The 20983-nt window shown below is 48.9% G+C and carries 19 protein-coding genes; 6 read left to right on the top strand and 13 right to left on the bottom strand.

Annotation, left to right across the window (positions count from 1 at the left end; all coding sequences use genetic code 11):
• The first annotated feature begins 3 nt into the window (after window positions 1-3).
• Window positions 4-264, top strand: a complete 261-nt coding sequence (gene yfaE, locus ACJ8W9_RS02535) for a class I ribonucleotide reductase maintenance protein YfaE (protein WP_411358338.1) — start codon at window positions 4-6, stop codon at window positions 262-264.
• A gap of 108 nt (window positions 265-372) precedes the next feature.
• Window positions 373-639, top strand: coding sequence for a GrxA family glutaredoxin (locus ACJ8W9_RS02530; protein WP_411358337.1), 267 nt, complete (start codon window positions 373-375; stop codon window positions 637-639).
• On the opposite strand, the gene hrpA is transcribed toward ACJ8W9_RS02530, so the two are convergent.
• From hrpA to ACJ8W9_RS02515, 3 genes are read right to left on the bottom strand one after another with little or no spacing between them, the layout of a single operon-like run.
• Window positions 619-4344, bottom strand: a complete 3726-nt coding sequence (gene hrpA / locus ACJ8W9_RS02525) for an ATP-dependent RNA helicase HrpA (protein WP_411358336.1) — start codon at window positions 4342-4344, stop codon at window positions 619-621. The genes ACJ8W9_RS02530 and hrpA overlap by 21 nt on opposite strands.
• 58 nt (window positions 4345-4402) lie before the next feature.
• Window positions 4403-4825 (bottom strand): CBS domain-containing protein, encoded by a 423-nt coding sequence (locus tag ACJ8W9_RS02520; RefSeq protein ID WP_411358335.1) that lies wholly within the window; start codon window positions 4823-4825, stop codon window positions 4403-4405.
• A 53-nt stretch (window positions 4826-4878) separates the two neighbouring features.
• Window positions 4879-5907, bottom strand: coding sequence for an isoaspartyl peptidase/L-asparaginase family protein (locus tag ACJ8W9_RS02515; protein WP_411358334.1), 1029 nt, complete (start codon window positions 5905-5907; stop codon window positions 4879-4881).
• A gap of 176 nt (window positions 5908-6083) precedes the next feature.
• On the opposite strand from ACJ8W9_RS02515, the gene sbcB reads away from it, so the two are divergent.
• Together sbcB and ACJ8W9_RS02505 are read left to right on the top strand one after the other, a co-directional pair.
• A complete protein-coding gene (sbcB, locus tag ACJ8W9_RS02510; RefSeq protein WP_411358333.1) occupies window positions 6084-7517 on the top strand; it encodes an exodeoxyribonuclease I in 1434 nt (477 codons plus the stop codon).
• A 15-nt stretch (window positions 7518-7532) separates the two neighbouring features.
• A complete protein-coding gene (locus ACJ8W9_RS02505; RefSeq protein WP_411358332.1) occupies window positions 7533-9152 on the top strand; it encodes a GMC family oxidoreductase in 1620 nt (539 codons plus the stop codon).
• Between the two features lie 4 nt (window positions 9153-9156).
• On the opposite strand, the gene ACJ8W9_RS02500 is transcribed toward ACJ8W9_RS02505, so the two are convergent.
• Both ACJ8W9_RS02500 and ACJ8W9_RS02495 read right to left on the bottom strand, forming a co-directional pair.
• On the bottom strand, window positions 9157-11496 hold the full coding sequence (locus ACJ8W9_RS02500; RefSeq protein WP_411358331.1) for an efflux RND transporter permease subunit: 2340 nt from the start codon (window positions 11494-11496) through the stop codon (window positions 9157-9159).
• A 7-nt stretch (window positions 11497-11503) separates the two neighbouring features.
• Window positions 11504-12649, bottom strand: coding sequence for a WD40/YVTN/BNR-like repeat-containing protein (locus ACJ8W9_RS02495; protein WP_411358330.1), 1146 nt, complete (start codon window positions 12647-12649; stop codon window positions 11504-11506).
• 216 nt (window positions 12650-12865) lie between these two features.
• Here ACJ8W9_RS02495 and ACJ8W9_RS02490 point away from each other — a divergent pair, with 216 nt between their 5' ends.
• Window positions 12866-14221, top strand: a complete 1356-nt coding sequence (locus tag ACJ8W9_RS02490) for a DUF1329 domain-containing protein (protein ID WP_411360259.1) — start codon at window positions 12866-12868, stop codon at window positions 14219-14221.
• A gap of 91 nt (window positions 14222-14312) precedes the next feature.
• On the opposite strand, the gene ACJ8W9_RS02485 is transcribed toward ACJ8W9_RS02490, so the two are convergent.
• Genes ACJ8W9_RS02485 through ACJ8W9_RS02470 form a run of 4 tightly spaced genes read right to left on the bottom strand, consistent with a single transcriptional unit; the run spans window position 14313 to window position 17628 of the window.
• A complete protein-coding gene (locus tag ACJ8W9_RS02485; RefSeq protein ID WP_411360934.1) occupies window positions 14313-15179 on the bottom strand; it encodes an NAD(P)-dependent oxidoreductase in 867 nt (288 codons plus the stop codon).
• Between the two features lie 19 nt (window positions 15180-15198).
• Window positions 15199-16107 carry a diacylglycerol/lipid kinase family protein gene (locus tag ACJ8W9_RS02480; protein ID WP_411360257.1) on the bottom strand — a complete coding sequence of 303 codons (909 nt, stop codon included), beginning with the start codon at window positions 16105-16107 and terminating at the stop codon, window positions 15199-15201.
• Window positions 16097-16876, bottom strand: coding sequence for a methyltransferase domain-containing protein (locus tag ACJ8W9_RS02475; protein WP_411360255.1), 780 nt, complete (start codon window positions 16874-16876; stop codon window positions 16097-16099). The genes ACJ8W9_RS02480 and ACJ8W9_RS02475 overlap by 11 nt, the downstream gene beginning before the upstream one ends.
• Window positions 16873-17628: a Nif3-like dinuclear metal center hexameric protein gene (locus tag ACJ8W9_RS02470; protein WP_411360253.1), complete on the bottom strand. Its 756-nt coding sequence runs from the start codon at window positions 17626-17628 to the stop codon at window positions 16873-16875. Before ACJ8W9_RS02470 ends, ACJ8W9_RS02475 begins: the two co-directional genes overlap by 4 nt.
• A 105-nt stretch (window positions 17629-17733) precedes the next feature.
• Here ACJ8W9_RS02470 and ACJ8W9_RS02465 point away from each other — a divergent pair, with 105 nt between their 5' ends.
• The gene (locus tag ACJ8W9_RS02465; protein ID WP_411360251.1) at window positions 17734-18078 is read left to right on the top strand and encodes a hypothetical protein; all 345 of its coding nucleotides are present in this window, start codon (window positions 17734-17736) and stop codon (window positions 18076-18078) included.
• Window positions 18079-18154: 76 nt separating this feature from the next.
• Here the strand turns inward: ACJ8W9_RS02465 and ACJ8W9_RS02460 are convergent, their stop codons facing one another.
• From ACJ8W9_RS02460 to ACJ8W9_RS02445, 4 genes are read right to left on the bottom strand one after another with little or no spacing between them, the layout of a single operon-like run.
• On the bottom strand, window positions 18155-18682 hold the full coding sequence (locus ACJ8W9_RS02460) for a DUF3833 domain-containing protein (RefSeq protein ID WP_411360249.1): 528 nt from the start codon (window positions 18680-18682) through the stop codon (window positions 18155-18157).
• Window positions 18679-19200, bottom strand: a complete 522-nt coding sequence (locus ACJ8W9_RS02455) for a chalcone isomerase family protein (RefSeq protein ID WP_411360247.1) — start codon at window positions 19198-19200, stop codon at window positions 18679-18681. Before ACJ8W9_RS02455 ends, ACJ8W9_RS02460 begins: the two co-directional genes overlap by 4 nt.
• Entirely contained in the window at window positions 19193-19735 is a 543-nt protein-coding gene (locus ACJ8W9_RS02450) for a DUF2878 domain-containing protein (RefSeq protein ID WP_411360245.1), read from the bottom strand. Before ACJ8W9_RS02450 ends, ACJ8W9_RS02455 begins: the two co-directional genes overlap by 8 nt.
• On the bottom strand, window positions 19735-20970 hold the full coding sequence (locus ACJ8W9_RS02445; protein ID WP_411360243.1) for a class I SAM-dependent methyltransferase: 1236 nt from the start codon (window positions 20968-20970) through the stop codon (window positions 19735-19737). The genes ACJ8W9_RS02450 and ACJ8W9_RS02445 overlap by 1 nt, the downstream gene beginning before the upstream one ends.
• Between the last annotated feature and the right edge of the window lie 13 nt (window positions 20971-20983).

The raw sequence follows: 20983 nt of genomic DNA, 5'->3' as shown, positions 1-20983 counted from the left end.
GACATGAGCAAAACGTTCAAAGTAATCGTCAACGGTCAGCACACGCTGACCGTTGATCCATCTAAAGGCTCGTTGCTTGAGGCAATGGAAGCAGCTGGCATCGAAACCCGTTACCATTGTCGCGACGGCTTTTGCGGTGCTTGTCGTACGCAAATCAAGAGTGGCGACATCGATTACATCAATGAACCACTAGCCATCGTCCGACCAGGAGAGTGCTTAGCCTGCTGCTGTATCCCCGCCTCCGATTTAGAGATCGACCACTAATCGTTATTATCGATTATCGCTATAGATGTAGATCATTAGCGCCGCGTCGCATTTTCAGGCAAAATAACGACCAAGTTTGAAATCAAAAATCCAAATGTGGGAGTCACTATGTTTACAGTAATTTTTGGCCGCCCTGGCTGTCCATTCTGTGTGCGCGCAGAACAAATTGCCGAGAAGCTCAGCAATGACCGCGATGACTTTGAATATCGCTACATCGACATGCACGCAGAAGGTATTACCAAAGCCGACCTCGAAAAGACGGTCGGTGCGCCAGTACAAACCGTGCCGCAAATCTTCATCGATGAAAAACACATCGGCGGTTGTACTGAATTTGAAGCCTATGCGCGTGAAAATTTAGGTCTTTACGCTGCTTAATGCTTGTTGGACCCGCTTCTCAGAGATGGGATAGCGGGTTCCTAATGTTTGTGCAAAGAAACTGACCCGCAACTCTTCCAACATCCAACGAATCTCCACCACTTCTGCCGTTAACGGCAAATGCTTTGGCCATTTCGCCAGCAACTCTTGATAGGCTCCTTGTAACTTTTGCAAGGTGATCACATGCAAGCGATCGCGATTAGGATCAACTGGCAGCTTCTCAAGACGTCGATCAATGGCCTGCAGATAACGCTCGATATCAGCTAGACGGCCACTGCCACTGACACTTACAAAGCCCGGAAACACCAACGCATCTAACTGCTCTTTGATATCTGCATGCGCTTGAATTTGATCGAGCGGGACGTTTTTACCTTTCAACTTTTTCCGTATTGCTTGGGTTCGCACCAAACAGGGTTCAACTTGCTGCGCGATTGCGGTCACCCGTTCGTTTAATTCGCCACGCGCATGCTCAACTAACGCACGGAAGCTTGCCTCGTCACGCACCTCTTGCTTACGGATGAACTCATCAAGTGCAGCATGAATACAATCTTCAATCAGCGCATCGACTTTACCCCACGGATTGTAATACATCGCTAACTTGGCTTTGTTGGACAAATGCTGTTGCAGATAACGCACCGGTGATGGCAACTGTAACTGAAGCAGTTTACACAGCGCCTGATGATGTGCCTTCGCGGCTTGTTCCGGTTGATCAAACAAAGTTTCTTTAACGCCGTCATCGCTCACCTCCAAAGCTGGATAGGCTTTCACGGCATAACCACGCTGCTTGCGTTCACGAATTTCAGGTAACCGGCCAAATTGCCAGTCAGTCGCACTTTTTTGCTCTGGTTCTTGCGCCACCGCTTGTCGAAGTGCGTGCTGCACACGTCCCTGCAACTGTTGTTGTAGCTGCTCAAGGTCGCGCCCATCCGCAATTGGCTTACCGTGCTCGTCTTCAATCACAAAACGCATACGCAAATGGTTAGGTAGCTGCGTAACATCCCAGGCTTCGGTGGGAACCGTGACACCTGACATTTTCTTCAATTTCTCAGTAAGCATCACAAGCAAGGGCTTCGTCCCTACTTCAGTCGCTGTAAGTGCTTGCAGAAACGCCTGCGCATAATTGGGTGCCGGCACAAAGTGACGCCGCCAGCTTTTTGGTAGCGACTTAATCCACGCCACCACAAGTGGCTCTCGCAGCGCCGGTACTTGCCACTCAAAGCCTTCTGCGCTGACCTGGTTCACCAAAGTAAGCGGTATGTGCACCGCCACCCCATCTTGCGGGTCATTAGGCTCAAAGTGGTAGCTCAGCGGTAAACGCAGATTACCTTGTTGCCAAATATCGGGGTAATCCAGCGCAGTGATATGGTCAGCTTCTTGGGCCATCAAATCATCGCGCTCAAACATCAACAGCTTGGGGTGTGTTTGTCGGGCTTTATGCCACCAACCGGCCAATAACTGCTCGTTATAAATGCCCGCCGGAATATGTTGGTCGTAGGCTTGATACAGTGCTTCGTCATCTATCAACAAGTCACGTCGCCGCGCTTTGTCTTCTAAATCACGAATTGCCGTGATTAATGCAGTATTGTGCTTGATAAAGGGCAACTGGCGTTTTAATTGCGCGCCAACCAAAGCTTCGCGGATAAAAATTTCACGTGCCACCACAGCATCAACTGGACCATACTGTACTCGACGGCGTGGAACCACAATCAAGCCATACAAAGTCACTTGTTCATCCGCTAACACCGAGCCTGACTTTTTGCTGAAGTGCGGATCGAAATAGTTACGCTTCACCAAATGCTCTGCCGCTGGCTCAACCCATTCAGGTTCGATGCGCGCATTGACCCGCGCAAAGAGTCGGCTGGTTTCAACTAACTCCGCAGCCATGACCCACTTCGGTGGCTTTTTAAACAAACCTGAGCCAGGGAACACATAAAATTTGCGGTTACGGGCACCAAGAAACTCATGCCCTTCTTGTTTATTACCTAAATGCGACAACAATCCAGTCAATAGCGCCCGATGAACGGCTTCGTAAGATGCCGGTTCCTGGTTAATTCGGTAGCCTAGGGTGCGAACGGTTTGCCGCAGCTGACTATAGACATCTTGCCATTCACGGACCCGCAAGAAATGCAGAAATTCTGCTTTCATTTGCTTGCGGAACTGCGATTTGGAAAGCTCTTTTTGGCGTTCTTGCAGGTAATCCCACAGCTTTAAATAGGCGGCAAAATCAGAATCTTTATCATGAAATCGTTGATGCAGCTCATCAGCTTTTTGTTGCGCTTGCTGCGGGCGTTCACGCGGGTCTTGAATACTTAGCGCAGCGGTGATGATCATCACCTCTTGCATACAGCCAAACTCATTGGCAGCGAGCACCATCCGCGCCAAGCGCGGATCGATCGGCAACTGCGCCAGCTGACGGCCAAGAGTTGTCAATTGCGGGCCGTTGCCACCTTTGCGTTTACGCCTAGCAGAGGATGTTTTGAGCGCGTGCAATTCCTGCAATAAATTCATACCGTCTTTGACAAAACGATCGTCGGGGCGATCAATAAACGGGAATTTACGAATATCACCTAACTTGGCTGCAGTCATTTGTAAAATGACCGCAGCCAAGTTGGTGCGCAGTATTTCTGGCTCGGTATATTCCGGTCGCTGCAAAAAATCTTCTTCGCTATAGAGGCGAATACAGATGCCCGGCGCGACCCGACCACAGCGGCCCATGCGCTGATTAGCGCTTGCTTGTGAAATCTTTTCAATCGGCAGCCGTTGAACTTTGGTGCGATAGCTATAGCGACTTATTCTTGCCGTACCTGGATCAATGACATAACGGATACCTGGAACGGTGAGCGAAGTTTCCGCAACGTTCGTGGCAATCACAATACGGCGCTGGCCATGTACCTGAAACACACGATTTTGCTCCGCCGCAGACAACCGCGCAAATAATGGAAGAATTTCGGTATTGGCTAGGTCCAATTCGCTAATAGCCTCAGCAAAGTCACGAATTTCACGTTCACCAGAGGCGAAAATCAAGATATCTCCACTGGCCTCTTGATAGAGTTCTTGTACCGCGTCGCACACCCCCTGCACCGTATCACCACTATCGTCTTCGGTCTCTAGCGGCCGATAACGCAGTTCGACAGGATAGGTACGGCCACTGACCTCAATAATGGGGGCATTGTGAAAATGTTTGGCAAAACGTTCAGTTTCGATAGTGGCTGAAGTGATGATCAGTTTTAAGTCAGGGCGTTTGGGCAGTAACGTTGCGAGTACGCCAAGGAGAAAATCGATGTTGAGGCTACGTTCGTGTGCCTCATCAATAATAAGTGCATCATATTGACGCAACATAGGGTCGTTTTGTAACTCGGCGAGCAACATGCCATCGGTGACCAACTTTATCGCTGTGGATGGCGCTGTTTGGTCTTGAAAGCGCACCTTGTACCCGACTTTATCGCCAAGTTGCGTCTGCAACTCTTCTGCAATGCGCTGCGCCACACTTCGAGCGGCCAGTCTGCGCGGCTGGGTGTGACCGATGAGTGTACCTTCGGTGTGGCGGCCGTAACCGAGCTCTAGTAGCATTTTCGGTAACTGCGTCGTTTTCCCAGAACCCGTTTCACCAGCAACGATCACCACCTGATGTTGGCGAATCGCTTGCTGGATTTCTTGTTTGGCTTGAACGACCGGTAGGTCTTGAGGGAACTGAATGCTGTGCACGCGCAATCCTGCTTAACAACTTGAGAAGCGCTGATTTTAACAGTGTGGCGCCAGCTTGTTAACGGCGACGGTAGGAATCTTGAAAATAACTATCGATCGCGCCTAACACATCGGTTCGTGAGATCACACCAACGAGCTGTTTGGTATCCATATCGATGACGGGGTAAATCTTTGGTTTACCGATGTCCATGCGTTGCGCAAGGTCTGCAATGGCTTCATCTGCCCCCACACACAACACCTCACCGCGATACATACAATCGCTCACCGTGGCGGTCTGCTCCTTGTGATAGGTGTCTCGCAGCATCGCTGCGAGACAATCTTGCTCGGACAAAAACCCTATCACTTTACGTTGTTCATCTAGTACAGGGCCACCACGTTGCTTGGTTTGCAACAAACGTTCAACCGCGGATTCAATGCTCTCACTCGGTGTGAAAGCGACTGGATGACGACTCATAAAATCGCTAATCTTCATTCCTTGCATAGTGATTACCTCAGTGATTACCTCAAGTTTCAGCTAAGCTTTTATCAGTATAGTCAATCTCGATAAATGGCGACTTCTGCTTGTCCATCACCAACTTTACTCGCACGGTACATACCTTCAGTGTTGAACGGCATGTGCACGTTACCATCTGCATCAATAATGATGACACCGCCAGTCCCACCTTGTGGCAGCAGGACATCGTGAATCACAGTATCACCTGCGACTTGTACCGATTCACCAAGGTATTTCACGCGACTACAAATATCTGCAGCAACGTGATAACGGATAAAATATTCACCGTGCCCAGTAGCTGAAATGGCGCAACTTTCATTATCCGCCCAAGTGCCCGCACCAATGATGGGGGAATCGCCGACACGGCCATAACGTTTGGCAGTCATTCCGCCAGTCGATGTTGCCGCCGCAAGGTTGCCGTGTTTATCAACCGCAACAGCACCGACGGTGCCGTATTTGAATTTTTGATCGAGTGCTAAGTAGGCTTGTTTATCTGCTTCACCTAATTGCTCACGCGCACGTTCTAACTGCTGGTAACGGTGTTCGGTATTAAAATAGTCATTAGTGACCTGTTCTAAACCCTGCTCTTGCGCAAATTGTTCAGCACCGGTACCGCTCAGCATTACGTGCACCGACTGTTCCATGACTGCACGTGCTAGCGCGATGGGACTTTTCACGGTCTTCACGCCAGCCACAGCACCTGCTTCACGTGTTTTGCCGTCCATAATAGAAGCATCAAGCTCATGTTCACCATCAAAGGTGTAGACCGCACCGATACCGGCGTTGAATAACGGCGAGGCCTCCATGATTTGCACCGCAGCAATCACCGCATCCATACTCGTGCCACCTTGCGCGAGGACCGCATGTCCGGCATCAATGGCTTCGTTGAGCTTAGCGCGATAAGCCTGCTCTTGTTCCGGACTCAGATTCTCACGCGTAATGGTTCCCGCACCGCCATGAATAGCAATAGCAATAGGATTGTCAGCAGCCGCATGATCATCAAACGCAAAACTCGCACCACTCGTGCATAATGCAAGAACGGCAAGTAAACCAGTAAAAGAACGAGACATGGTGATATTCCTTGTTGTTTTTAACCATGCCTCAATCCTGCCATGCTATTCGCCAACTGACCAGTCCATTGATCGCTGATTGCGTACTTTAGGTCTAGTATAAGCCTCGACCACCGCAGACGATTCGTATATCGTGAACAGTAGAACTTTTATGAACAAGAAACATAGATAACAACATGGCAGAAGCTACTTTCTATTGGCACGATTACGAAACCTGGGGCGCTCATCCGCAGGTTGATCGTCCCGCTCAATTTGCGGGTTTAAGGACTGATCTAGAATTGCATCCTATCGGTCGTCCACTGACGATTTACAGTCAGCCAACTCCAGACTTTTTACCGCATCCGCAAGCTGTAATGATTACCGGGATTACGCCGCAGCAGGCACTGCAACAAGGTATGCAGGAATGTGTATTTGCTGAAAAAATCGCCGAACAATTCAGCCAGCCACATACCACGATCATCGGTTACAACAACCTCGCCTTCGACGATGAGGTGACCCGCCATTTATTCTATCGAAACTTTATCGATCCTTATGCACATACTTGGCAACAACAGAACTCACGCTGGGATTTAATTGATGTCGTGCGCGCCTGCTATGCGCTGCGCCCTGACGGCATTGTATGGCCGGAAAATGACGCCGGAATAGTCAGTATGCGCCTCGAGCATCTCACCCAAGCAAATGGCATTGACCACGGCCAAGCTCATGATGCAACCGCCGATGTTTACGCCACCATTGCGTTGGCGCGCCTGTTGAAAACCCAGCAGCCAAAGTTGTTTGACTACGCCTATTCAATCCGCCACAAACAGCGCTTACGCGAGATGATTGACTTGGTTAATTTTAAACCTTTGGTGCATGTCGCCGGTTTTTATGGCGCTTTGCAGGGCTACCTATCCCTCATAATGCCTATCGGCTTTGCGGAAGATAACCCAAATGCTTTGATTTATTGGAACCTACGCGAAGACCCCGAAGCGTTACTGGAACTGAGTGACGAAGAGCTGCAACAACGGCGTTTTGCCAAACGAGATGAGCGTAACAGCAAAGGGTGGCCGTTATTTGGCGCACAACAACTTGCACTGAACCGTTGCCCCTTTTTAGCACCGGCGACCGTACTCACTGAAGAGGTACAACAACGCTGGCAACTCGCTATGGAGCCAATGCTACAGCGGGCACAATGGTTAGTTGAGCATCCGGAGTTACGTGAACGTCTGTGTTTGGCATTGCGTTATCAAAACGCTAGCGATGAGCCACAAGATCCTGAATTACAGCTCTATAGCGGCGCGTTTTTCTCAGATCAAGATCGCTCCAACATGACGATCATTCGGCAAACCCCGCCAGATCAATTGGCGGGGTTGGAACTGAATTTCGTCGATGAGCGCTTACCTGAAATGTTGTTTCGCTATCGCGCCCGCAATTACCCGGCGACACTGAATGATGCGGAACTGCAACGTTGGCGCGCTTTCTGTCAACAGCGTTTGTTAGAGCCACTGCCAAAAGCACTGTCGGCAGAAGACTTTTTATTTGAACTCGAGCAAACCGCAAGCTTAGTAGGCGAAGACTCGCACAAGCAGCGCTTGCTAAAAGACTTATACCGTTACGCGCAGAGCCTTTGAATAGGATAGTTGGCTATGATCAGTCGAGAAACATTCGATTTTATTATTGTAGGTGGTGGCAGTGCTGGGTGTGTACTTGCAGAAAAGCTAAGTCGCTGCGGTCGTTACCAGGTCGCACTGTTAGAAGCCGGCGGCCACAATAATTCGCCACTTATCAATATGCCCGGCGCAGTTGCAAGCCTGATGCATGTGCCTACCTATAACTGGATGTTACGTAGCCAAGATCTAGCCCCCTTGCGCGCCGGTCAAGGTATGTATACACCACGTGGTAAAGGTCTTGGTGGCAGCAGCGCTATCAATGCGATGATCTATACCCGTGGCGCGGCCTCTGATTATGACGCTTGGGCGCGCCATAGCACTGACGACTGGGCTTGGCAGGCTATTCTGCAACGCTTTCGTGCACTCGAAAATAATCAGCGCGGTGCCAATGACTTTCATGGAGCTAACGGTCCTTTGCACGTAAGTGATGTCGCTCCCTACTACGAAGTTTCAAAGCAATTTATCGCTGCTGGTGTGCAAGCAGGCATACCCCATAACGAAGATTTCAATGGTGCCGAGCTATACGGTGTCGGCGCCTTTCAATTTACGATTCACCAAGGCCAGCGCTGGAGTGTACGTCGGGCATTTTTACAGCCCGCACTTGAACGGCACAATTTAACCGTGTTCACGCATACCCAAGTGGCCAAGATTTTATTTAGGGATCAACGAGCAACTGCGGTAAAAGCTTATCGCCGTGGGCGTGAGCTTGAACTCACTGCGAATCATGAAATCATTTTGAGTGCCGGTTCATTTCACTCCGCCCAGTTACTTCTGCTATCAGGTATTGGGCCTCGTGAGGAATTGCAAAAGCATCATATTCAAGTTATCGCCGAACGTGATGAGGTGGGTGCTAATTTACAGGAACATGTCGACGTCATGGTGCATTATCGCAATGCCCAAAAAGACAGTTTAAGCCTTAATCCTCGTGGCCTGTGGCGCTTGAGCAAAGCAAGTGTCCGCTACTTAGCCGCTCGTGACGGGGCTTTGGCCCATCCACCAGCAGAGGTTGGCGGCTTCTTGCGCAGTAGCGCGGATATCGACACGCCCGATTTACAATTACATTTGGTCCCGACACGCTTTGACGACAGTGGTTATGATTTACGCGGAGCCTTCAGCGATGGCTATGCCTGTCATGTCTGCATCTTGCGGCCACAAGCTACCGGACGCTTGTTTTTACAGTCCGCAAACTACCGTGACAAGCCAGGTTTTGTTTATGACTTTCTCAACAACAGTGATGACGAACAAAAAATCCTATCGGGTGTAAAACAAGTGCGTGAGATCATGAATCAGCCTGCGCTGCATCAGCATAATGGCGGTGAACTGCTGCCTGGAGAGAGTGTTGATGACGATGAGTTATTGGCGCGTATTCGGCAACACTGCGGCTTGATTTATCATCCTACGTCGACTTGCCGTATGGGGAACGACAACGAGGCTGTGGTGGATGCGCGGTTGCGGGTGAATGGTGTGCGAGGTTTGCGAGTGGTAGACGCGTCGATCATGCCGAAAGTAATTAGCGGTAACACCAATGCGCCAACCATGGTTATCGCAGATCTCGGTGCCGACTTGATTCTCGCCGACACCGAGGCTGCACGCTAAGTACTTAATGAATGCGCTTACCGAAGCGCGCGAACAAGCGCGCTAAGGCAGGAATCAAGATCAATGCACCTAACATGTTCCAGATGAACATAAAGGTCAGCAGAATGCCCATATCTGCTTGGAACTTGATCGGTGAGAAGATCCAGGTAGCAACCCCAATAGCGAGCGTCAAACCCGTAAAACCAACTGCTTTACCGGTGTTGTCGAGCGCATACTTATAGCATTCGTTCAGGTGCATACCACGCTCTAAACCTTCCTTCATTTTCGCGTAGATATAAATACCGTAGTCAACACCGATACCTACCCCCAACGCGATAACTGGCAAGGTCGCAACTTTAACGCCGATACCCAGCATTGCCATCAAGCCCTGACTCATGATGGTCGTGAGCATCAAGGGTAAGACAATACACGCAACCGTGCGCAGGCTACGGAAGGTGATGAAGACCAAAACAATAACCACGCCGTAAACCCACATCAGCATTTTGTACTGCGCGGATTCGATGACCGAGTTAGTAGCAGCTTCAATCCCTGAGTTACCACTTGCCATCAATAAATCGAGGCCTTCTTGCTGATACTCAGTGTTAAATGCTTCGACTGCTGCAACCACAGTTTTCAGCGTTTCCGCTTTGTGATCATTCAAATAGACGATGATCGGTGCCATTGAACAATCAGGATTAATTAACCCCGGCGGAGTGCGGCCCGTATTAGCATTAAGTACGTATTGATTGCGGTTGAGGCTGAACCATTTGAGGTTGCCCTCATTCAAACCAAAGCCACCCATTTTTGCCACATAGACCACTGATTTCACGTCTTGCACACCTGGAGTGTTTTCCATGTGCCAACTGAAACGGTCCATAATTTCTAGGTTATCATAAGCGATACATTGCGAAGGCTCAGTTGCCGCCATCACGACAAAGATATCGGTACTTGAACTGTAGTTATCAACGATAAACTGATTATCTAAGTTGTAACGGCTGTCAGGACGCAATTCAGGTGCACCGGCGTCAAGGTCACCGATTTTCATCTGTTGCCCTTGCACTAGGCCCCAACTGAGTCCAATCACCGCGACAATGAGTGCGCTGTAAGCCCACTTAGGTTCTGAGAAGCGCTCAAAGAAAGCCAAAATTGGATGACGTTCGTTTTGAATTTTAGCGGTGTATTTCCGTCCCCGTTCAGAAACGCCGATGTACGACATCACGATAGGTAGTAAACCAAGATTTGTAAGTACAACAACGGCGACGCCGATACTCGCTGCGATCGCAAGCTCCTGAATAACGGCGATGTCAATCACCATCAGGGTAGTGAAACCAATCGCATCAGAAATCAGCGCGGTCAATCCGGCAATGTACAGTGAGCGAAATGCGAGTCGTGAAGACATCAACTTGTCATGACCATCGACCCGGTTGTGGACCATGGCATTGATGATTTGTACGCCATGGCTCACACCAATAGCGAATACCAGAAAGGGTACCAACATTGAATAGGGGTTAATACCACTGCCAATCAATTTAATGATACCTAGCTGCCAAACCACCGCGATGATTGAACATGTCAGCACCGCAAACGAACTACGCCAACAGCGGCTGTAGGCGAAAAGCATAACCAGGGTGATGACAATAGCAATCAGGAAAAACATGCCAACCTGCATGGCGCCTTCGATCAAATCACCAATGATTTTGGCAAAGCCAGTAATATGGATTTTGACATTTTCAGATTGGTATTTATCGCGAATCCGCTCTTCTAGCTGTTCTGAAAAAGCCTGATAATCCAGTGGCTCGCCCGTGTCTGGATTAATTTCGTTAAGTGGTACATATATAAGTGCCGACTTAAAATTGTTCGCGACCAGGTTACCTACTTCGCCTGAACGTAAAACGTTTTCTCGTAATTTATCAAGCGAATCTTGCGAGGCATCCCAGTTATCCGGAATCACCGGTCCACCTACGAAGCCCTCTTCAGTTACTTCACTCCAGCGAACATTGGGTGTCCATAAACTTTTCAAGCCGGAACGGTCGACCCCTGGAATGAAAAATACTTCATCGGTAATCTTTTGTAATTGCTCTTGGAAGTCATCAGTGAAAATAGTCTCGTCGGTGGTTTCCACGGCAATCCGTACCACGTTTCCTAGACTTGCCAAATCATCCTGATATTCAAAATAATTCTGAATAAATGGGTGATTGGTCGGGATCATTTTTGCCAGACTTGCTTCGGGTCGAACTTGACTCGCATGCCAGGCCAAAAAGACCGTCAACAAGGCAAAAATTACCAGCCACACTGGGCGCGTATTAAAAATCAAGCGCTCAAGGAAAACGCTTTTATCTGTAGTTGTTGTTTTTACGTCAGACATCGCGTCGTTATTCCTTTTCGCTTAACACACTGCTTGGCATGGTAAGTACACCACGTTGACCTACTAAGGTCAGACTACCATCCTCATTAACGATAAGATCGGTCAGTACAGCGCCACTTGCATGGGTCTGTTCAATTAATTCACCTGCGGCATTAAGGTAGGCAACGACGCCCGCGTTGCCGGCAAAATACAATCCGTCATTAGGTGCATCGATCGCAGCGTTGATGTTCACCGCATCACTCAAGCTCAATTGGGTAAAATTATCACCCTTATCTTCGCTAACAAAAATATTGCCGCGTAAGCCAAATACCCACAGCCGCTGCTGTTGGTCAACGTGGGCGCCGAACAACGAGCCATAATAAGGAGATTCAAGCGTATCCCAATTGACTCCGTTGTCAGAGCTGCGGAATAGCAAACCGGCCTCACCCACCATAAATAAAGTGTCGTTGTCACTGACTATCGCGTTGAGGTGGTAGCCGTCAGGATTCTCGACAGCTGCATCACGCACCTGCCAAGTTTTGCCTGCATCAGACGATTGCAGCAAAGCACCATAAGCGCCGGTGACCCAGATAGTACCGTTTGTTGCAACGTGCACGTCTAAAAATGGCTTAGTTGGCCCTTCTTCTTTAGCGAAGGTGGCATTATCTAGGCGGAACAAAGCATCGTCTAATTGAAATTCTAGTTCTGAACGCAAATCATCATCAAGTTCATCATCTGCAAGCGATTCTTCAATATCCGCGACCAGAGATTCAAAGTAGGAAATTTGTAATTCAATATACTGGAAACCATCGAGTTGGCGGTGCCATGTATGACCGCCGTCGGTGGTATGCAAAATGACACCATGGTGACCCACAGCCCAACCATTGGTGTCATCAGCGAAGTCGATACTGGTCAGAAATACGCTACTCGGGACATTCGCTTGCTGCCATTCGTCGCTACCATGAGCGCGGGTCACGATGACACCGTAATCACCCACAGCAATCACGCGGTCAGCGGTTTTATCGATTTCTGTTAGAACTGCGCGTGTCGCTTCTGGTGCAGGCATTGCCGCTGCGTAAATGACGTCATAGCCGTCAGACGGCGCGTCTTGTGCTGTTGCGACTGCGCTGAAAGCCAGCGCTATTGCAGTTGCACAGAACCTTGTTCTCGTCATGGAACCCTCATCTTGTTTCAGTGTCTTAGAATTGTGTTTATTACTGTTGCAAAATTTTCTTAAGCCGTACATGCTATGGATAATTTAAGACAGGTCAAACCAGCTGATACCTTACCGCGAGATAGGGCTAAACGCTAGTAGGACTTGGGCATTTAATTTAGAATGTTTTTAATGTAGCTTGAACCAAGTACATAGAACAAACAAGGAAAAGCAAACATGAATAAAATGATGCTTAAAGCTGGGGTTTTCGCACTTTCTGTTATTTCAGCAAGTGTAATGGCGAAAGTCACTCCAGAAGAAGCCGCGCGCTTAGGTCAAGATTTAACGCCAGTCGGTGCCGAGATGGCAGGCAACGCTGACGGTTCAATTCCTGCATGGGACGGTGGTTATAGTGTGACAGCTGATGGTGAAATCCCAGCCCGTCCGGCGGACCCATTTGCCGATGATCAGGTTCTTTTCACCATCACCCATGACAACCTCGATGAGCATAAAGGCATGCTTTCTCCGGGCCAAATTGCGATGTTTGATAAGTACCCTGAGTACAAAATGCATGTCTACCCAACGCGTCGTTCAGCTGCCTATCCGCAGGAAGTGTACGATCTGATTAAAGAAAATGCGCTGAATGCAGAAATGGTAGCCGGCGGTAATGGTCTTGAAAACTTCAAGATGCACATTCCGTTCCCAATCCCTGAAAATGGCTTGGAAGTCATCTGGAACCACATCACCCGCTATCGTGGTGGTGCTGTCGAGCGCTTGGTAAACCAGTTCCCTGTATTAGAAGACGGTAACTTCGTGCCAGTATTGTTGCGTGAGTCACTGGTATTCCCTGAATACATGGCAAGTGGTCGCGAAGCCGCTGACGACAACATCTTGTGGTATTTCTTACAAGAAGTTTTGGCTCCGGCGCGTCAAACCGGCACCGTATTGCTGGTACACGAAACCATTAACCAAGTTAAAGAAGGCCGTCGTGCATGGCTTTATAATGCCGGTCAACGTCGTGTCCGTCGCGCGCCAAACGTAGCTTATGACGGTCCAGGTACAGCTTCTGACGGCCTCCGTACTTCTGACGGTCTAGATATGTTTAACGGTGCACCGAATAAATACAATTGGGAATTGGTCGGTAAACGCGAAATGTACATTCCATACAACAACTACAAGTTGATGGATCCTGAACTCTCGTATGACGACATCATCAATCCTGGTCACATGGATCAAGATTTGGTGCGCTATGAAAAACACCGCGTTTGGGAAGTGAAAGCTACGTTGAAAGACGGTGAGCGTCACATTTATCAAACGCGTCATATGTTCATTGATGAAGATACTTGGACTGCGAGTGTCATCGACCATTACGACAACCGTGGTGAGTTATGGCGTGTTGCTGAAGCGTATAACACCCAGTTCTACTATCACGATACTCCTTGGATGGCGGCAGAAGCGCTGTATGACTTGAACTCTGGTCGTTTCATTGTGCTAGGTCTTGCTAACGAAGAGTCTGAGTATATGAACTTCGATATCGAGCCTTCACGTAGCGATTTCAGTACTTCTGCGTTGCGTCGTATGGGTATTCGATAAAAGAGCCGATATTCGTTATTCGATATTCGTTATTCGGAAAAACGAAAAGCGGAAAAGAAAAAGCCCCGGGTTCGGGGCTTTTTTGTGGGCGCTATTTTTCGAGGCGGGCGAGCAGGCTTGAAGTGTCCCAGCGGTTGCCACCCATTTGCTGTACTTCCGCATAGAATTGATCGACTAAGGCGGTGAGCGGCATACTCAAACCGTGGCGATCTGCTTCGGCGAGCGCAATTTTTAAATCCTTGCGCATCCAGTCCACTGCAAAGCCATGTTCATAATGCCCCTGCCACATCGTTTTATAACGATTTTGCATTTGCCACGAGCCGGCTGCTCCTTGGCTAATAGCACGAATCAATGCATCAGGATCTAAACCGGCTTTACGTGCCAGTTGCAACCCTTCTGACAGCCCCTGCACCACGCCTGCGATACAAATTTGATTGACCATTTTCGCCAACTGACCATAGCCGGCTTGCCCCATGTATTCACGCGTTTTGCAATAACACTGCAAGGCTTCTTGAGCGGCTTCGAATGCTGCTTTATCACCACCAATCATCGCGGTCAGTACACCGTTTTCTGCGCCTTGTTGGCCACCTGAAACGGGGGCATCTAGAAACAGGGCAACGCGATTGTGGACTTGTTCGCTTAACTCTCGCGCCAGTTCTGCTGATGCAGTAGTGTGGTCAATAACAATAGTGTTTTCACTGATACTATTAAGCAGTCCATCATCCCCATAAAAAACGCTACGAACGTCATCGTCGTTGCCCACACACACCATGACAATATCGGCATCTATCGCGGCTTCTCTTGGCGTTTCGGCAAATTTACCACCATAGGTTTTCACCCATTGCTCGGCTTTGCTGGTGGTGCGGTTGTAAACGGTTGTTGCGAAGCCGTTTTGTTGAAGATGTCCTGCCATGGGATAACCCATGACGCCTAAACCAATAAATGCACATTTCATGATGAGATAACCTCGCTATTTGCTATTTGCTGTTCGCTGGTTGTGAACAACACCATTGGGGGTGGCGGACGGTAAGGCCGGCGCGAACAATTCTTGCTTCGGCTGGGCCAGTTAACGGGATACTGTCGCCGTCGAGTTCAATACTATTGTCAATATCGCCAATGGTAAACGAATCTGCTTCTGCTGCCACAATAATAGCGCTGCGCTTGGGCTGCCGGCGTAATAACCAGTAAAGCGCATTCAACTGTTTCAGCCGTGGCAATTTAGGCACTGCCAAATAGCCCAAAATCTGCTGTTCTCGCTGCGCTTCAGGATAAACTACAATGCCACCACCGATGGCTTTATTCACGGTAACCACCTGGAATTCAAGCTCAAGGTCATGGTTTATAATGCGACAACGTCGACTCGGACGCGTGAACAAATAACGTAAAAGTGCTAGCAAGTAACTCGAACGCCCCAACCAACGTTTAGTAAAATCACTCTGCAGGCGTTGCAAGGCGACGCTGATGCCGGTTCCGGCATGATTAATAAAATAATACTCACCTATTTTGCCAATACTGCGTGCGCTTGTCTCAGTCGTGCCCTGACGTCGCCATAAAGGATCTTTGATTGCCAGAGCAGTGGCAAAATCATTACCTGTACCAGCAGGAATCACACTGATGATAACCGGCGTTTCAGCAAACACCTGCGCGGCAATATTGATACTGCCATCTCCGCCAATCACCAGACATTCGCTTTCGTTGACATTTTCGACTTGCTGCAACCAGCTACGCATCGCCGCAATATCCGGTTCACGGTCGGGGTCACTCGGAACTAGGCATACGTGGGCAACGCCAAGTTGGGCCGCAAAAAAGCTTTGGTAGTCATCGGCGAGTGCACGCGCACGCGCACTACAGGATTTGTAATAAATAAGAACTTGTCTAGTTGCCATGCTGAATTTGCCAATGTTGATAACGCCCAAGTGCGGCAAAGGGCTCAGTTTGATTGTACCGCATCTCTAATTCGACCAATTGCTCAAAATGTTCGAGCGCATCTGCCGGTTTTCGTAAGTAATCATGGAAACAACGCACGCCTGTTTTGCTGGTAACGGCCAATTGCTGTCGTCTCAGCCAGATTGCCATCTCGGCCGGCGCAATCGGTTGCTGAGGGCTCATTCGCACGCGTTTTTTTACCTGCAGATCTGCTGCCACATAATCGAAGTTACCAAACACCATGTTGGCCATAATCTTCGCATCGCGGTTGTAAAACATCAGCGACAATAAACCATCTTTTGCCATAAATTGTTTAAGTATCGGCAGTGCTAATTGTGGCTCCGCGAGCCACTCCAGCACCGCATGACACAACACCACATCGTATTGCTGCTCGCCGAGTATTTTTGGTAACTCTTGTAACGACGCAGTGTGATATTGATACTGTGCTGCTAAACCACGAGCCTCGTGTTGCTGCTGTGCGGCCGCCACCATGTCTGCAGCAATATCAGTGTGGGTTACCTTGTGCCCCTGGAGCGCAAAATTTTCGCTAAACTGACCTAATCCTGCGCCGATATCGAGTACGCGCAAAGGCGCCTGCCGCTGATACCATGGCGCTAAATCACGCTCTAACACCGCAAGTCGTAATTTGCCTTTGGGTGTGGCGTAGATATTTTTCGCAAACTTACCCGTCAGCCCCGCGAAACTCTGATCTTTTTTAGGTGAACTCATGCTGGGCTATCGATATCAACATAGGTATGACGGATCCCGAAGCACTCGGCTAAATGCTCGCCTAATGCGTGAATACCATAACGTTCAGTTGCGTGATGGCCGGCGGCATAGAAAGCAATTCCCTGCTCGCGCGCGCTGTGAATGGTTTGTTCCGATACCTCTCCGGTGATAAAAGCATCGCATCCTGCCGCTGCAGCAGCATCGATGAAGCCTTGCCCGCCTCCTGTGCACCACGCAATTTTGCGCACTTGCTGTTGCTCGTGTACGGCGCAGAAGAGGCGGCGTCCTAAGCGTTGTTCAAGTTGCTGTGCCAATTGCTCAGCCGCTATCGACACGATCAACGTCGAGGTCATCACCACTCCTTGCGGTTCAACTGCAGCAAGCACTTCAGGCTCAGGCCAATCCATTAGCCGCGCTAATTGAGCGTTGTTGCCGAGCCTCGGATGGATATCGAGTGGCAAGTGATAGGCAAACAGACTCAGTTCATGTTGTAACAGCGTTTGTAGGCGTCGTTTTTTCATTCCCGTGACCACTGCCGGTTCACCCTTCCAAAAATAGCCGTGGTGCACCAACACTGCGTCCGCCTCTAACTCAATCGCCCTCTCAAGTAACGCTTGGCATGCCGTGACGCCAGTGACAATGTGTTGGATCGATGGGCGCCCTTCAACTTGCATACCATTGGGACAATAGTCTTGGCAGCGATCAACAGCTAGTAGATCTGCTAAATAGTGGCCTAACTCGTCACGATTCATGACAAAACCTCATTTTTTGTAGCTAATGCGCTGAAAATTAGACAATCTGCGCAAAAAACGGTATAAAAACGGAGAACTTTTACTCAATATGCAAAGGATTTTTCCATGAGCAAACTTGATAAAGACCAAGTCATCGCTGATTTTACCGCAGCTTACCAAAAGGCTCACGGTAAAAAGCCAACGATCGAAGCCAGCAGCGGCTGGTATAGCGTCGATGGTGGCAAAAATATGCGCTTGGCACAACTTGCTGAAGAAACCGAAGCTCTAGCCGGTGCTAAAGCTGAAGCCAAACCTGCAACAAAAACAGCTGATAAACCTGCAGCTAAAAAACCTGCTGCTAAGAAAGCCGCTGCGAAAAAATCAACTTCAGGTGGTTTAACTGCGCGTGAATTATGGCGTAAAAAGCTTGAAGATGATGCGACTTTGTCACGCTTACCACGTGGCTATTAAATCGCAACGCAAGTTTTGTTGAAAATTAAAAGCCCTGCTTCTAAGCAGGGCTTTTTCATTATATATTTCGAGCTATCTATTTTTTACCGATATACAAGGTTATTTCACCAACGTTGATGCCAAACTTGTACATCTGCGTTCGGTTAATCATATTGTCTTTGTCGACTAAATAGAGCCAATCATCTAATTTCACTGCAAAAGGTTCGCCGTCTAACTCAATGTTCAAGACATAGGTCCAGTTAAGTACATTTCCCGCAACCTTACCTTCAGCAACGCCCTCAACATCACTGGCGCGTCCTTCATAAAGATCAGGGCCCGTCTTGGTAATGTACCAAATACGCTTTTGCTCACTGCCATCGGCATAATAAAATGTCTCGTCGAGTACCCCTTCATTGCCATCCCAAGTGCCGATCAAATCAGCGCGGAACCGTTGAATGACCTCGCCACTGTAATCCTGCACCATGCCATAAGCGACGAGTTCACCGTTAAAGAATTCCTCTAACTTTAAATGTGGCTCGGTGTCTTTATAGGCATCAAGCGAAGTTGAACAACCTACGAGCAAAAACAAACAACTCGCAGCTAAAAGTAAGCTTAATTTTTTCATGATGAGGCTCCAATGAGTTCATCGCGTTCATCGCGAAACCGTGATTCAGGACTTAGCCAAATCGCAAGAAAATCCTCGGTAAAGGTGGCCGATGGAATTTCACCTAATTTGCTATCGGAATTATAGAATTCACTGTATCCGTCCGAAGTTTCTAACAACATCAGACAATCACCTTCACGTACGTCGGGCCACATGTCAGCGAGCTTGGTCAGCCATTGTTCATGCTCAGAAGTTATTTCTATATCTAAGCGTTCCCACTCTTCACGGGTAGTGTCCACCAAATCTTGCGCTTCGATGTCGCGCAAATAGCTAAGTCGCAATGCGCGCTGTTGGTAACTGTCATAATTGCCCGAGTCAGTAAATAATTCGGCATCATAAACATCCCAAAATAAAACACTCAAGCGGGTTTTCCCGACAGCATCTAACGCACTCACGCGATCAGCTTGACAGCTCGCGTAAGCATTGGCATTGAGTCCAAGCAGAAGCGCAGTAGCCACTGCATTAGCGACTTTAATCATTTGCTACCTCCATCTTTTGTGTACCACCCCAACGCTGCATAAGCCAAGCGAATAGGACCATGTAAATTCCCCAGAGTAAGCCGTAGGTAACCCAGAGCAACCATTCACTGACTAAAATCTCTGCTGCACCCAGGCGCGCACCCACAGCGTAGGTTAATGGACCCGAGGCAATGCCGATTAACGCGGCTACCCAATAGCGTCCGGCTAACCAATCAAGCGTTGTGGTGACCATGGCGGCAAACCCCAACCACAGTACTATTAACCATAACGGCAACCAACCACCGGTAAAATCAAGCACGCCAAGACTTACCACCAAAGCTTCCAAACCAAGTCCAAGCGCAAGTAGAACAAGATATAAACGCCAATTGAAACCAGGCCGCGTACTACTTAAAAATATCTGCACCGCGACTATAGGTAATGCCAGTGGCAGCCAATCGCCACGTCCAGCTACGGTGCTGAACCACACTAGGTCAAACCAGAGTAACCCAGCTAAGCGTCTTAACGTGGCTGATTTGAGCCAGTTCGGCAGCGTCATTAGCGCGCCGCCGGCTTGGTTGCGACTAACTGAACCGCTGAACAGGTACGCTCTAAGAAACCGCCTTCGCAATAACTCAGATAGAAATTCCACAACCGCCCAAAGCGATCGTCGTATCCGGCTTGCTGCAATTGCGGATGCGCCGCATTAAATTTGAGGCGCCAGTCGCGCAGCGTCTTAGCGTAGTCAAAACCAATATCATGCACTTGCCGCACTACCATATCGGTGTGTTTGGTAAACATTTCGGTGATCATCGTCAACGAAGGCAAAAAGCCGCCTGGAAATACGTGTTGCTGGATAAAATCAACTGAATAGGCATAGCTCTTCATCCGTTGATCGGCGATAGTAATAGCTTGCAGCGCCATTTTGCCATTGGGCTTCAATAAGCGGCTACAAGTCTTAAAGTAAGTCGGCATAAACTGTCGTCCCACCGCTTCGATCATTTCTACCGAAATTAATTTGTCGTATTGACCTTCGAGATCTCGATAATCCTCAAGCAACAAGGTCACGCGATCACTTAGACCTGCGTCTGCAACCTTTTGTTGCGCGTGTTTGAACTGTTCTTTCGAAATCGTTGTGGTGGTCACACGGCAACCATAATGTTGCGCCGCGTATAGCGCCAATCCACCCCAACCGGTACCAATCTCGATCAAATGGTCGGTAGGCTTAAGTTCAAGGCTGTCACACAAACGTTTGAGCTTGTATTGCTGCGCTGCGGTCAAATCAGCATCAGCAGTCGGATAGACAGCGCTTGAATACTGCATCGCTGGGTCGAGAAATGCCTCATACAAGTCATTGCCCAAATCGTAGTGCGCTGAAATGTTTTCTTTCGCTTGTTGCTTGTGATTGCGACGACGCCAGTGCTGAAATTTTTGATACGGCATCAATAACCAGCTAAATTTCGCTTCGAATGCATCAAGCGCAGGAAGATTGCGCGCAAATAATTGAATCACAGAGGTCAGGTCCGGGGTTTCCCACTCTTGGTTGATAAAGGTTTCACCCGAAGCAATGCTACCGCCAAATAGTAACTTGCGATAAAAACTCGGTTTCAGTACGTTAATTTCAGCGCGCAATTCGCTCAACTCATTACCAAAATGTCCGACTACCTCGCCATTTTCACGCAAGGTGACAAAACCCTCACGCAACTCCTGTAGCAGGCGTAAGACGGCACGACGCGCCCATTTTTCTGTAGTTTTCGCTTGTGCCATGGTGGCCATCGCAGTTTCTGTACTCATAGCTGCCCCAAAA

This window comes from Pseudidiomarina salilacus (assembly GCF_047323925.1).
Lineage (GTDB): Bacteria > Pseudomonadota > Gammaproteobacteria > Enterobacterales > Alteromonadaceae > Pseudidiomarina > Pseudidiomarina salilacus.
The sequence above is the reverse complement of the archived record's forward strand: the minus strand, read 5'-3'. Positions and strand labels throughout refer to the sequence as shown.

Bases quoted from the DNA above. Each gene is read 5' to 3' on its own strand.
- ACJ8W9_RS02515 (WP_411358334.1), bottom strand. From the start codon at position 5,907: ATGTCTCGTTCTTTTACTGGTTTACTTGCCGTTCTTGCATTATGCACG.
- ACJ8W9_RS02470 (WP_411360253.1), bottom strand. From the start codon at position 17,628: ATGAATCGTGACGAGTTAGGCCACTATTTAGCAGATCTACTAGCTGTT.
- ACJ8W9_RS02505 (WP_411358332.1), top strand. From the start codon at position 7,533: ATGATCAGTCGAGAAACATTCGATTTTATTATTGTAGGTGGTGGCAGT.
- ACJ8W9_RS02500 (WP_411358331.1), bottom strand. From the start codon at position 11,496: ATGTCTGACGTAAAAACAACAACTACAGATAAAAGCGTTTTCCTTGAG.
- ACJ8W9_RS02495 (WP_411358330.1), bottom strand. From the start codon at position 12,649: ATGACGAGAACAAGGTTCTGTGCAACTGCAATAGCGCTGGCTTTCAGC.
- ACJ8W9_RS02490 (WP_411360259.1), top strand. From the start codon at position 12,866: ATGAATAAAATGATGCTTAAAGCTGGGGTTTTCGCACTTTCTGTTATT.
- ACJ8W9_RS02465 (WP_411360251.1), top strand. From the start codon at position 17,734: ATGAGCAAACTTGATAAAGACCAAGTCATCGCTGATTTTACCGCAGCT.
- ACJ8W9_RS02475 (WP_411360255.1), bottom strand. From the start codon at position 16,876: ATGAGTTCACCTAAAAAAGATCAGAGTTTCGCGGGGCTGACGGGTAAG.
- ACJ8W9_RS02480 (WP_411360257.1), bottom strand. From the start codon at position 16,107: ATGGCAACTAGACAAGTTCTTATTTATTACAAATCCTGTAGTGCGCGT.
- sbcB (WP_411358333.1), top strand. From the start codon at position 6,084: ATGGCAGAAGCTACTTTCTATTGGCACGATTACGAAACCTGGGGCGCT.
- ACJ8W9_RS02450 (WP_411360245.1), bottom strand. From the start codon at position 19,735: ATGACGCTGCCGAACTGGCTCAAATCAGCCACGTTAAGACGCTTAGCT.
- ACJ8W9_RS02455 (WP_411360247.1), bottom strand. From the start codon at position 19,200: ATGATTAAAGTCGCTAATGCAGTGGCTACTGCGCTTCTGCTTGGACTC.
- ACJ8W9_RS02520 (WP_411358335.1), bottom strand. From the start codon at position 4,825: ATGCAAGGAATGAAGATTAGCGATTTTATGAGTCGTCATCCAGTCGCT.
- ACJ8W9_RS02460 (WP_411360249.1), bottom strand. From the start codon at position 18,682: ATGAAAAAATTAAGCTTACTTTTAGCTGCGAGTTGTTTGTTTTTGCTC.
- ACJ8W9_RS02445 (WP_411360243.1), bottom strand. From the start codon at position 20,970: ATGAGTACAGAAACTGCGATGGCCACCATGGCACAAGCGAAAACTACA.
- yfaE (WP_411358338.1), top strand. From the start codon at position 4: ATGAGCAAAACGTTCAAAGTAATCGTCAACGGTCAGCACACGCTGACC.
- ACJ8W9_RS02530 (WP_411358337.1), top strand. From the start codon at position 373: ATGTTTACAGTAATTTTTGGCCGCCCTGGCTGTCCATTCTGTGTGCGC.